Source organism: Pedobacter punctiformis, assembly GCF_027213715.1.
Classification (GTDB): domain Bacteria; phylum Bacteroidota; class Bacteroidia; order Sphingobacteriales; family Sphingobacteriaceae; genus Pedobacter; species Pedobacter punctiformis.
The window spans coordinates 661,228-675,259 of sequence record NZ_JAPWGM010000002.1 but is presented as its reverse complement, the minus strand read 5'-3'; the positions used below and the strand labels follow the sequence as shown (position 1 = coordinate 675,259).

Genomic DNA, 14,032 nt, shown 5'->3' with positions numbered 1-14,032 from the left:
TCTGAAATTTCAAACGCTGTAAATAAAATATCAAACGTTTGCGCTATGATTTCATCATAACTAATCTGCTATAATAATTAAATTAGCCCTAATCAATTAAAAATCTCTGAAAAATATCAGGGATTACCTAACTAAGTATAATGAAAATATTTTTGAGTCCTAAATCAAAAAAAGCAATTTTGCTTGCCTTTGCCTTCCCGTTATTCGTTTCTTCTACACCTTTATCCGCAACAGAGAAAATAAGTTTTGTACGGCAGATTAAACAAAATCAAAAGGTAATAAGTGTAAAGAAGATCAATTCAACCACGGTTGAAATATTGTTTTCGGATAATCAAAGAATGACATTAGATTTTTATGGGGAGAATATTTTCAGGCTTTTTCAGGATAACACAGGAGGTTTTATAAGAGATCCTGAGGCTAAACCAGCAGCCAAAATCTTAGTAGAAAATCCAAGAAGACCAGTTTCTAAATTAAATATTACGGAAGAAAATAACCAGATTGTAATTTCTACCGAGAAGATTGCCATTCAGATAGATAAAAATACATCCCTGCTAAAAGTTATCAACCAGGTAACTAAAGCTGTTGTTTTGGAAGAAACGGAGCCAATTCGTTTCGAAAAAGGAAAAGTGACCATTTTACTAAAAGAGAATCCCCAGGAATACTTTTATGGTGGTGGTGTACAAAATGGACGTTTCTCTCATAAAGGAAAAGCAATAGCGATAGAAAACCAAAACAGCTGGACAGATGGTGGCGTAGCTTCCCCAACACCTTATTACTGGTCTACCAATGGTTATGCCATAATGTGGCATACCTTTGCGAAGGGTAATTATGACTTCGGCGGAAAAGAAAAAGGATTAGTGAAGCTATCACACGAAGCAAATTATTTGGATGCTTTTTTTATGATCAGTGATGGTGCCGTACCTTTATTGAACGATTTTTATCAATTAACCGGAAACCCGGTGTTGTTGCCAAAATTTGGTTTTTATGAGGGACATTTAAATGCCTATAACCGTGATTTTTGGAAAGAAGATGAAAAAGGTACTTTATTTGAAGATGGTAAGCGATATAAAGAAAGCCAAAAAGATAATGGAGGAGTAAAAGAATCTCTTAACGGCGAAAAAAATAATTATCAATTTTCAGCCCGTGCGGTTATAGACCGGTATAAAAAACATGATATGCCTTTGGGCTGGTTATTACCTAATGATGGCTACGGTGCGGGTTACGGACAAACAGAAACTTTAGATGGAAATATTCAAAACCTTAAAAATTTAGGTGATTATGCCCGCAAAAATGGAGTAGAAATTGGTTTGTGGACACAATCGGATCTTCATCCTAAACCTGAAGTTAGTGCTTTATTGCAAAGAGATATTATAAAAGAGGCGAGAGACGCTGGTGTTAGGGTACTTAAAACGGACGTTGCCTGGGTTGGAGCAGGTTATTCATTTGGTCTTAATGGCGTTGCTGATGTTGCTCAGATTATGCCTTATTACGGGACTAGCAGCAGGCCTTTCATTATCTCTTTAGATGGTTGGGCAGGTACACAACGATATGCCGGCATTTGGTCTGGTGATCAAACCGGAGGCGCTTGGGAGTATATTCGTTTTCACATTCCTACTTATTTAGGTTCTGGTTTATCAGGTCAACCTAATATTAGCTCAGATATGGATGGTATTTTTGGAGGTAAAAACGGCACCATTAATACCAGAGATTTCCAATGGAAAACTTTTACGCCAATGGAATTAAATATGGATGGCTGGGGAGCAAATGAAAAGTATCCACATGCTTTAGGCGAACCTATAGCTTCGATAAACCGTAACTATTTAAAACTCAAATCAGAATTAATACCTTATACCTATAGCATTGCAAGGGAAGCTGTTACAGGCTTACCAATGATCAGAGCGATGTTTTTGGAATATCCTAATGCTTATACCAAAGGAACAGCAACTCAATATCAATTTTTGTATGGGCCATCTTTTTTAGTAGCCCCAATTTATCAGGCTACAAAATCAGATGACAAAGGCAATGATATCCGCAACGGAATTTACCTGCCTGAAGGAGGGTGGATTGATTATTTTACAGGAGATAAATATACCGGAAATAGTATTTTAAATAGCTTTGATGCACCTTTATGGAAATTGCCGGTCTTTGTTAAAGAAGGTGCAATTATTCCAATGTCAAACCCAAATAATAACGTTGCAGAAATCAATAAAGGCATTCGGAAATATGAACTTTACCCATCGGACAAAAGTTCATTTACAGAATATGACGACGATGGAACAACTGAAGCGTACAAACTGGGCAGAGGGGCCTTTACACTAATCGAATCTGAGCAGAATAAAGATGAGGCTACGGTTACTATTCATCCTGCAAAAGGCGATTTTGATGGTTTCGTAAAAGAAAAAACAACTGAGTTTACCATCAACGTTACTGAAAAACCAAAGAAACTGCTTGCCAAAATTGGGGATAACAAAATTAAATTAACAGAAGTCAATTCTATGGATGACTTTTTGAAAAATGAGAACGTTTATTTTTACGAAACTGCTCCAAACCTAAATAAATTTGCAACAAAAGACAGCGAATTTGAAAAAGTGGTTATTACTAAAAACCCTCAGGTTCTGGTCAAATTAAAAGCTACGGATATTACTGTAAACCCGGTTACACTTACAATAGAAGGATTTATATTTGAACCAGCTGATAAACAACGTGTATCCGCAGGACGATTAACAGCTCCACTTAATGCTGTTGTTACAGATCAAAACAGGGAAGCCTATACACTAAAGCCAACATGGAGCAAGGTGAATAACGCAGATTTTTATGAAATAGATTTTAACGATATGCATTATACAACCATTAAAGATACAGCCCTGTTATTTGATGGTTTGACGGCAGAAACGCCTTATTCATTTAAACTGCGTGCTGTAAATAAAGATGGTTACTCTGACTGGACAGAAATTAAAGCAACTACTAAAAATAATCCATTAGAGTTTGCCATTCAGGGAATTGCGGCACAAACAACAGCCGAAAATCAGGATGGAAACGAAATAGATAAATTATTTGATTTTGATGAGGGCAACATGTGGCATACTAAATGGGGCACCAAATCTGTTCCTTTTGATATGGTTATCGACTTAAAATCAATTAATCAGCTGGAGAAATTCCATTACCTGCCACGTACCGGAAGAGGCAATGGCATATTATTGAAGGGTAAGGTGTTTTACAGCAATAATAAAGAAACCTGGACAGAAGCTGGCCTGTTTGAATGGGTAAACAGTGGCGAGGTTAAAGTTTTCAAATTTGCCGGTCAGCCAACCGCCCGTTACATTAAAATTGCAGTTACCGATGGGGTGGGTGGCTTTGGCTCAGGTCGTGAATTGTATGTATTTAAAGTTCCGGGTACAGAAAGTTATCTTCCGGGAGACATTAATAATGATCGTTTAATCGATAAAAATGACCTGACATCTTACACCAATTATACGGGGTTGAGAAAAGGTGATGCCGATTTTGAAGGTTACATCAGCAATGGAGACATTAATAAAAATAACCTGATTGATGCTTACGACATTTCAGTAGTGGCCACACAGCTGGAAGATGGTGTAAATAATGGTAAAATTGATAAAGTAGCGGGTAAGATCGAAATCAGTACTGCTAAACCAAGCTATAACAAGGATGAGGTTGTCGAAATTAAGGTAAAAGGCATCGATCTTAAATCGGTAAACGCACTGAGTTTCGCTTTACCATATTATGCGCAGGATTATGATTTTCTAAGCATTCAAAACTTAAATGTAAAGCAAATGGATAACCTGACTAATGATAGATTACATACCAACGGAGACAAGGTTTTATACCCAACGTTTGTAAACGTAGGTAATAAAGAAGCTTTATCGGGTACTGCAGATTTATTTATCCTCAAATTAAAAGCAAAACGTAAGGTAAAATTTGAGTTAAAAGTTCGTGAAGGATTTTTAGTGGATAAAAATCTTAATTCAGTTCAGTTTTAAAACAATACAACAGAATTAAACTTCAAATTCCGGTTAATTATTAGATATCAGACTCAGACTTCGGTTTGGGTCTGATTTTTAGTTTAAAATGACAGAGGAATTAAAAGACTTATTGGATGAAAAAAAAGGAATCAGAGTTTATAATGAAGAAGAGAACAAGTGCTTTGGGATGGGATTAAAATAATTAACATCGACGGACATTTTTCGGGAAGTTGCATTATTCATATTCTTGCATTTTCAAAATAGGGCACAATGCTTACCGGTGATACTGTTTATTTGTCGCTGAGCAAGAATCATTTCGCCATTACGCACAGTTATCAGAACATAACAAAAGATGCGAAAAAAATTATGCAGGAATCACTGGAAAGATATTTAGCATAGCTTGTTGATTAATTTGTCGGATTATCCCTACGTTAAGCCTGTTTTTTTTATTTATATGTAGAATTATTTGCCCAATTATACACTGGAAGAAAAAGGCATATAGCGCTTGAAACTTAAAATGAGTATATTTATTTATGGTTTCGTTTTTGTTTACATATAAGTAATGAAAATCTCTATTATTGACGATCATAAACTGTTGTCTGAATTGCTTAAGCGTTCATTAATGGAATTTGATTTTATTAAGACCGTGAATCTTTATCATGAACCTGATAAATTATTTGCTCATTTGGATAAGCTGGAAACAGACTTGCTCATTACAGACATATTAATGCCCGAAATAAATGGCACAGAGCTTATTGAACGATGCAGGAAGATCAAAAATAAGTCTCAGTTAAAAATTCTGGTGCTTTCTACAGTGATAGATCCACATGTAATTAAAGAAGCACTCAAAAGTGGAGCCAATGGGTATCTCTGTAAAAATGCATCTATTGAAGAACTAATCAGAGCAATTAAATTTATCCATAATGAAGAGAAGAGATCCTATATTGGGGAGAGCTTAAAAGATATTCTTGTACAGTCACAGCTATTTGAAACCATTGAATTTAACCTTTCACCAAGAGAAAAAGAACTCTTACAATACATTTGCAAAGGGCAAACGGTAAAAGAAATTGCACCCGAACTTGGTTTGAGCATTAATACCATTCAAAGCTATTTAAAACAGCTGATGCGTAAAATGGAGGTAAACCGTACACCTGATCTGATATTGAAAGCCATAAAATATGGCTTATTTCACCCCAATTATGTTTCCTGATTTTAAGCTATTTTAGGGGTATAGTAGCTTTAACGGTAGTTCCTTTTTTACTGCTTTTTATAATCAATTCTCCATTTAAATTCTCAATTGTACTGGTGTAGTTCTTAATTCCGATACCGTGAATTGTCTTTTTGGTATTGAACCCAGTGCCATTGTCTTTTATAATTATAATACAGCTATGTTTTTCAATTTGAATGCTTACCCAGGCTTCTGTTGCTTCGCTGTGTTTAATAATATTCGATAAGCACTCCTTAATAAAATTATATAGTTGATTTGAAAGAACTGGAGGGAATTTATTGATGAATTCTTTGTCGTAAACCGTGTTTATTTTAATTAAATCAAGATCATCGAACCGTTGTTTTATTCTTGTTAAATAAGTTTCAATATTGAAAATGTAAACCTCATTATTATTCTCCTTTTTAGATAAAATGTGGCTAAAATTTCTCGTTTCTGTATAAATTGTTTCTATTTCATCTTTAATTTCATCAAGAATGTGACTTTCTTCTTTTGTTGCTGTTTTGCGCTTATCCTGCACTAAATACTTTAGGGCAATTAAACTGCCACTTAGATTATCATGTAAGTTTTTGCCTATGCTGATTCGTTCATTTAAAGCAGATTCTGTTTTTTCTGCATTAATTTTAATATCCTGCTGAATAAGCTGCTCATCCATTAAGGAAATTTTTTGTGCATATAAAATTTCTTTTCTTTTTGTATGAATACGGTTGATTCTGAAACGATAATAAAGAAATAGGAATCCAAGACAGATTAATCCAAGACTAACGAATATAATGAACTCATTTTCTTTCTTTTTAAAAAGAGCTTCACTTTTTAGTTTGGCTATAATGTTTTCTTTTTCTGTCGTAGCTAATTTTTGATTTGTTGTAAAAACTATCCCACGGTATTGCATTATATTTTCAGTTTCCTGAAACTTAATATATTCCTGCAGGTATTTATTGGCCGCTTTAAAATCACCTGTATTTTTATAGGCCTCAGACAGGGTTTTTAAAATAAGCGATTTATAAAAGGTATCATCATCACTTATTTCTTGATTTTCTAATAAATTTATTCCTTTTTTAGTATCACCCAGCTTTATCAGGGCAAAGCTTTTTAAAGCAATTTTATGGGTCTTGATAATAGGTTCATTTGCAACGTCAAAACTTATTGCTAATGCAGAATCGGCATATAATAATGCTTGTTTATAATTGCCCTTAGCATAATTGAGATAACCTGATAAGGATAGATTTTCAGATAACCACCTGCCATTTAGGTTTTTGTTTTGCTTAATTTTCAAAACATATTTGCTCACGCTATCTAAATATCTGTTGTCTCTATTTTTTTCATAGTATAAACAAAGGTAATTTGAAGCAATACTTTGATTAATAAAAAAGAAATCTGATTTTAAGTAGTTTTCTGATGTTTTAATAGAAAAACGATCTGCCTTAATTAAGTTGTAAATAGAGCTGTCTGTTTGATTTAATTTTTTGTATATATTGCTCAGTAATTTAAATGCACTTGGTATAACACGCTTATCTTTAACTACATTTTTTAATTTTAGTGCTGAATTAATTTCAATAATTGCATTTTCATAGCCGTGATTTTGCTCATTGAATAAAATCACGGTTGCCGCAATTATTTTTGCATTGAACAATTCTTTTTCATACCCAACATAGTTTTTTTCAATTAGAGATAACAGTTTTGTCAAATTGGCATTGATAACACTTGTAGGCCTCAATAAGTTAAACTCGTAAATAGTTAAGGCATAATAACCTAATATTTGTTCATTCCGATTTGGATTTATGGTTAATTTCTTTTTAAGGATTTCTTCAATTTTATTAAACTCAGGTTTAAATCTCTGATCAAGAAACATGTTTTTGTTAAGTAACAATGATGCTTCTTTGATGGTCAGGTCGTTCCGATCCTTAGGTTTTAAACTATCCTGAAGGAAAGAATAGAATTCAGAACTGATCTGGCTATAAACAACGAGGGGAGAGAGGTAGAATATAACACAAAAAAAACTGATTGCCGTAATTTTCTTTAGCTTCATGAGTGATAGAGTTGTTTGTTTGGATACGGTTGATTTCTATGGATTTAGAGTTAAGCTGATTTGTCAAAAGTACGTGTTAATACAGATTTATACTACCTTATTTTTAGGGTATTGATTTCATGTTTTTGGGTTGTTTGAGCAACCTTTCTTTGGTCCAAATTTGTGGATTAATAACCCATTTTATTTCAACGCATAATTAGTTGATAAATGCAGGTTATAATCAATATAACAAAGAAGCAAATATGAAACAATTTTTACGGCACGTATTATTTGTATGTTTAATCTTTTTGGCTGCCAAATCATCTTCAGCCGAGTTTATACATCCAGGTACTCATTTAATTACCGGGACTTCAAAAACAAATTCAACCCGTTTACTGAAACCGGAACGTAATTTTGGCCTTTTCAAGTCCATTGCCAATTCTAAAAAAGGTAGGGAAATCAGTATCAATCTGGTCAAAACGGACGAAAGCTGCCCAAATAATGGTACTATAATGGCCACAGTTACCGGTACTGATGAAGGTGCTGTAATTACTTATGAATATCAGAATACGAATAACCCAAGTAATGTTATTACTTCTACAATGCCTATATCAGGCTTGGGAGCAGGTACTTACAGGGTTAAAGCCATATCAACAAATATTGTAAATGGTGCGGCAGTAGTAGAGGAAGCAGTTGCAGAAATTACCATCATTAAAACTTACAAACCCATTCAGGCAACATCAACCATTGTAAATACTATTTGTACTACAGGAACAGATGGACAAATTACAGTGAACGTAACGGCCGGAGTAAGTGGCAATAAGTATGTTATGGTTTCAGCTCCGGCTACCTATTTGGCCAATACACTACCTTATCAGCAAAGTTCTAACGTTTTTACCGGTTTACCTGCAGGTATATACCAGATACAGGTTTATGATGCTTGTGGTTTATACAATACCATTACGGCAACGGTCTCTACAAGAGGTGATTATGCTAATTATTATGCGTATTTCCGTGTAAGTCAGACAGATTGCAAAAAAGCAAGTATTAGACATTACATGCAAGCGCCGAAATATCCTTTTACGATAACAACAACCATAACAGATGCAACTAACACGATTGTAGCGACTGAAACAGATACTTACACTGGGGTTACTAATGGAGCAGATGCAAATTTGATCCAAAATATAGATTTTACGAACCCTGCATATACTTATCCTATTAAAATAAATGTGACTACTACAGATGGCTGTGGTAAAGTAAGAACACACAATAATATGATGCGTTATAATCAAATTGCGTTAAAAGGAATTTGCGCACCTAATATAGGTTTTGAATGGGATATTACCAATTGGGATATTATGCCATCAACCGACAGAGATCCTAATGCTGTTTGGCCATTAATCATAAGCTGGGTAAATACATCAAATGCAAGTGATTTTGGCAGTGAAACCACAACCGGAGGTACGCCTTATACCGGAACTATTAAAGGATTAACGCTTAACGCAACTTATAAAGTTACCATTACAGATGCTTGCGGACATGTAAGAACAGCGAATATTGTGACTAATTCTTCTTCGAATGCAGGGCAGAAGGCATGGGTGCAGGTAATTCCGGGATGTGCCGATGGTTATTGGATTCCTAATTACGGAACCAATAGTACGACTGGTAATAAAAAAATTGATCAGATAAAAGTTTTACAATCTCCGGCAGGAAGTAGCCTGGCTGTGGGACAAATTATTGACGGAAATCCCACCTTGTGGAGTTTTACCGGAGGCATGGTTATTCAGGGACACTATGTTTTTGAATTTACAATGGGCTGCGAAGTAGATGTGGTTACCGTTGATGCAGTTGGAGGGGGGCTTAGAATGACGAATAGCATAATGACTCCAAGCAGCTGTAATGCCGCAGACGTACAAATTTTTTACAGCTTTCAACAAGGTGGACAAGATATCCCGGTTCCACCAGGCTATAGCCCTTCTGGAATGCGCTATGCATTAAGAGATATTTCAAAGCCGGGTACTTTAGCATTTGTTTTTCAGGCAAGTAATACCTTTTTAAACGTGCCCAACGGTACTTATGATGTATTGTTAACGATTGACAGAACACCAAGTACAGCATGTCATGATAAAGTAGTTGGACGAATTACAGTTGCAAATAACGGACCTGTAATCAACTCTCCGTCAGGTTTCCGTTGTAAATCTAATGCAGCATCTACACCATTTAATGTAGTTATTGATGCCGTAGGTACCGGAACTTTACAATATGCCATTACCGCAAAAGATGGCGTGCCGGTAAGTCCTGTAGTTTGGCAAACCACCAGTGCTTTTAATAATTTAAGTGATGGTATTTATACCATTATGGCAAAAGATAACTGTACTACAGCGTCAACCATATTTTCTACTTATTCAATTTCTACACCAAGCATCCGTAAAAATAATATTTGTCCGGCTGGTAACGGATCTCTGGTTGTAAATTTTGTACCGGGCTATAATTACCAGTGGTTTAAAAACGGAGTAGCTTTAGCTGATGGTGGAAATATTAGTGGCACCAACACTTACGAACTTAAATTTGCTCCATTTAATATTACTGCACCAACCGATGAAGGGACCTATAGCGTACACATTACCTACGGAAGTTGTGTTGATGAAACCTATAGTATTGAGCTTAAAAATGAAGTGCCTAATGCAGGAGATGATGTTGTAAAGGTATTATGTTACAGTAAGCCATTAACCGGAATTAATTTAACCAATTTTCTTGCTGCTAATGCGCAGGCAAATGGAGTTTGGTCTGAAGTAAATACTTCTGGTAAATTAAATAGTAATATCTTTGATCCTAATGGATTAACACCAACTGCAGGGCCTTTCCAGTTTAAATATACGGTTACTGGTTATTGCAATCAAACAGATGAATCCACCATTTCTGTTCAGTTTAATGTAACTCCTCCACCAACAGGCGAAACCAATCAGGAATTTTGTACAACGAGCACCTCATATACTCTGGCAGATTTAAAAGTTACTGGCGAGGGTATAAAATGGTATTCGGATGCAAACATAGCTACCGATTTGCCATTAACAACTGCATTGGTAAGTGGAATAACTTATTACGCAAGTCAAACTATAAATGGTTGCGAAGGTAACGACAGGTTAGCGGTAATGGCTACCTTAAAAGATTGTACAACTGATATTAAAATTGCTAAAACAACAGCCCAAACCTTTTATGTACCAGGACAAACCGTAACTTATACCATTACCGTAAGTAATACCGGCGCTATTGATGCTAAAGATGTTAATATTAAGGATGTGGCTCCATCAGGTACATCAATACAAAGCTGGACTGCAACAGGTGTTCCGGTAACATCAGGCACAGGCAATATTGATGAAACGATTCCTGTTTTGTTAAAAGGTACAGCTGCGGTATATACCATAGTTTTAAGTATTCCATCTAGTTTCACGGCGCCATTAAGTAACTCAACAATGGTTACTACACCAACAGATCCTGATCCTGAATGTGGTCCTTGTGTAACTCCACCAATCCAACCCTCTTTTGTTTCCGATCTGGTGATTTCTAAAACAGATGGAAAAACAACTTTTACCCCGGGAACGGCCACCACATATACCATTAAAGTAACCAATAATGGACCAAGTGATGCAACAGGAATAATAGTTACTGATGCTTTACCAACGGGCATAACAGCTGCTCAAATGAGCTGGACAGGTAATGGTACCAGTGGAAATGGTGCTTTAAACAATACTATAACTAATTTGGTTAATGGCGCCAGTTTAATTTATACGGTAACGATTAATGTACCTGCAAATTTTACAGGCAATCTGGTTAATACGGCTTCGGTTGTTTTGCCAGCAGGTATAACTGATCCTGATACAAATAATAATTCAGCAACGGATACTGATACACAATTATCAAGTGCAAATGTAGTTACGACAAAAACATTAAAAAATCCGGCACAAACAACTTATATACCGGGTCAATCTGTGGAATATGTAGTTACTGTAACGAACAATGGCCCAAGTGATGCACAAAATGTGGTTATAAAAGATACCGCACCTGCAGGAACGGTAATATCATCGTGGACAGCAAGCGGGGTTGGGGTGGCTGTTCCAAATACAAATGGAACAGGAGATATCAATGAAACGATAAGCAATATGGGAAATGGGGCAGTAGTAACTTATTTGATTACTGTGAAAACACCTGCAAGTTTAAATTCAACCTTTAGAAATTTAGTAGCCGTTACTTCTGCAACACCAGATCCAATACCTGATGTAATTGCAAATCCTGATCCATCTTGTCCAGTGTGTATTCCTTCTCCACCGGTTTCACCTTCTCCTCAATCTGATTTGGAAATTACCAAGACAGATGGAAAAACAACTTTTACCCCGGGAACGGTTACCACATATACCATTAAAGTAACCAATAATGGCCCAAGTGATGCAACAGGAATAATAGTTATGGATGCTTTACCAGTGGGCATAACAGCTGCTCAAATGAGCTGGACAGGTAATGGTACCAGTGGAAATGGTGCTTTAAATAATACTATAACTAGTTTGGTTAATGGCGCCAGTTTAATTTATACGGTAACGATTAATGTACCTGCAAGCTTTAAGGGTAACTTAATTAATACAGCAAACATCATATTGCCGGCAGGAATTACTGATCCTAATGTGGTAAATAATTCTGCTGCAGATATCGATACACCCGATCCTGTAGCTAACCTGATTATAACGAAAACGTTAAAAGACGCTAATCAAACTACTTATATTCCTGGCGAAATTGTACAATACCTTGTTAAGGTAATAAACAATGGACCAAGTGATGCACAAAATGTAGTTATTAAGGATACCGCACCTGCAGGAACGGTAATATCATCATGGACCGTAAAAGGAACAAGTGTAACCCCTCCAAATGCAAGTGGTTCGGGTGATTTAAATGAAAGTATAGCTATCCTGCCAAATGGTGCAACACTGGTTTATGAAATTAGTGTAAAAACTCCAGATAATTTTACACAACGCTTTAGAAATCTGGTTGCTGTTAGTTCTGCAACACTAGACCCTACACCTGATGTAATTACAGATCCTGATCCGAATTGCCCGGCGTGCATTCCATCACCTTATGTTGATCCGGTTATTAGAATTGATCTGAGCATTACTAAAAAATCGGAAACGCAACCAGTAGGAGTTGGTTACGAATATAAATACACCATTGAGGTTAAAAATAATAGCTTGTTTACTGCAAATGGCGTAAATGTTACAGATATACTACCTTCAGAAATAAGTTACATCTCACATCTGGTTTCAGTTGGATCAGCGGAATACCAATCTTCTAACCGCTCATTAAACTGGACTGTTGGGGTTATTCAGCCCGGTGCTACGGCTACATTAACCCTTACCGTAAAGTCAGATCGTTCTGGCTCAATTGTAAATACAGTAAATGTAAAAGGAAACGAAACAGATCCAAATACTAATAATAATACAGCAACAGATATTAAAGAAGTATTAATCTTCAAAATACCAAATGTAATTACTCCAAATGGGGATGGTAAAAACGATAGTTTTCAAGTGAGTGGATTAGAACTGTATCCTGAAAATACCATGTTAATTTTTAATCGCTGGGGAAATGAAGTATTTCATAGTAATGGCGCTTACCAAAACAACTGGACGGGTGAAGGACTAAATGCAGGGACTTATTACTATTTACTTAAAATAAAAGATAGAAGCGGTACATGGCAGGCATATAAAGGTTTTATTACCCTGTTAAAAAATCAATAACAAAAACAGGAAGCAGCTAAACTAATACATGATTTAGCTGCTTCTTAAATAACATATCAAATGAAAAAAAGAATTATATTATTTGTGCTGATGGCATTTTCGCTCTTTGCGAAAAGTCAGCAAGATGCACAATACAGTCAGTATATGTTTAATGGCATTTATATTAATCCCGCTTACGCAGGTTATAAAGAACAAACAAATATTCACAGTTTTTACCGTAATCAATGGACAGGGATAACCGGAGCCCCCAAAAGTATGAGTTTGGCTGTTGATGCCATTGCCAATGATGGGAATGTGGGCCTGGCCTTGCAAGTTGCATCTGATAAATTGGGTGCTCAAAGTAGCTTGTCTGCTTATGCGAATTATGCTTACCGTATAAAAACAAACTCAGATGGTTCTTCAAGACTTGCTTTCGGTTTAGGGCTTGGTGTTATTCAAAATGGATTAAATGGTGATATGCTCGATCCATTGGATGGAGGAGATCAATACATTCCGGTAGGCACCGAAAAACAAGTTGCTCCAGACGCAAGAGCCGGAGTCTTTTTCTCAAACAATAAGTTTTATGCAGGTTTTTCTGTAGATAATTTAATTGCACAGTATATCTTGAAGAATAGGGACTTGAGCATAAATTTTCCTCAGCCCAAGCCACATTATTATTTAACAGCAGGTATGCTGGTACCACTAAGTGCAGGTATTCAGCTAAAACCTTCATTTTTGCTTAAAGATGACAGAGGTGGTCCAACCAGTTTAGATTTAAATGCTTTTGTATTGTTGGCAGATCGCATTTGGCTTGGCGGAAGTTATAGAACTGCCGTAAAATTATATAGCAAAGATTATCTTCAAAGAGATTTGGATAAGAAGAATTCAATTGTTGCCATGACTGAAATATTTGCTACTCCTCAATTGAGATTAGGATACGCTTTTGATTATAGTTTAAGTGAACTGCAAGGTTACAGTGGCGGCAGTCACGAAATATCGGTAGGTTTTTACATTAAACCTAAAAAAGTAAGAATGTTAACCCCTAGGTATTTTTAAA

At 35.9% G+C, this 14,032-nt stretch carries 5 protein-coding genes; 4 read left to right on the top strand and 1 reads right to left on the bottom strand.

What is annotated here, in order from left to right; genetic code table 11:
• The first annotated feature begins 140 nt into the window (after nucleotides 1–140).
• The gene (locus O0955_RS08805; RefSeq protein ID WP_269427172.1) at nucleotides 141–3,998 is read left to right on the top strand and encodes a TIM-barrel domain-containing protein; all 3,858 of its coding nucleotides are present in this window, start codon (nucleotides 141–143) and stop codon (nucleotides 3,996–3,998) included.
• Nucleotides 3,999–4,542: 544 nt separating this feature from the next.
• A complete protein-coding gene (locus tag O0955_RS08800; RefSeq protein WP_269427171.1) occupies nucleotides 4,543–5,190 on the top strand; it encodes a response regulator transcription factor in 648 nt (215 codons plus the stop codon).
• A 7-nt stretch (nucleotides 5,191–5,197) separates the two neighbouring features.
• Here O0955_RS08800 and O0955_RS08795 read toward each other — a convergent pair whose 3' ends face one another.
• The gene (locus tag O0955_RS08795; RefSeq protein ID WP_269427170.1) at nucleotides 5,198–7,234 is read right to left on the bottom strand and encodes an ATP-binding protein; all 2,037 of its coding nucleotides are present in this window, start codon (nucleotides 7,232–7,234) and stop codon (nucleotides 5,198–5,200) included.
• 242 nt (nucleotides 7,235–7,476) lie between these two features.
• On the opposite strand from O0955_RS08795, the gene O0955_RS08790 reads away from it, so the two are divergent.
• Nucleotides 7,477–12,996, top strand: a complete 5,520-nt coding sequence (locus O0955_RS08790; protein ID WP_269427169.1) for a T9SS type B sorting domain-containing protein — start codon at nucleotides 7,477–7,479, stop codon at nucleotides 12,994–12,996.
• A gap of 60 nt (nucleotides 12,997–13,056) precedes the next feature.
• A complete protein-coding gene (locus O0955_RS08785; RefSeq protein WP_269427168.1) occupies nucleotides 13,057–14,031 on the top strand; it encodes a PorP/SprF family type IX secretion system membrane protein in 975 nt (324 codons plus the stop codon).
• Nucleotide 14,032: the final 1 nt, after the last annotated feature.

Bases quoted from the DNA above. Each gene is read 5' to 3' on its own strand.
- O0955_RS08805 (WP_269427172.1), top strand. From the start codon at position 141: ATGAAAATATTTTTGAGTCCTAAATCAAAAAAAGCAATTTTGCTTGCC.
- O0955_RS08800 (WP_269427171.1), top strand. From the start codon at position 4,543: ATGAAAATCTCTATTATTGACGATCATAAACTGTTGTCTGAATTGCTT.
- O0955_RS08795 (WP_269427170.1), bottom strand. From the start codon at position 7,234: ATGAAGCTAAAGAAAATTACGGCAATCAGTTTTTTTTGTGTTATATTC.
- O0955_RS08790 (WP_269427169.1), top strand. From the start codon at position 7,477: ATGAAACAATTTTTACGGCACGTATTATTTGTATGTTTAATCTTTTTG.
- O0955_RS08785 (WP_269427168.1), top strand. From the start codon at position 13,057: ATGAAAAAAAGAATTATATTATTTGTGCTGATGGCATTTTCGCTCTTT.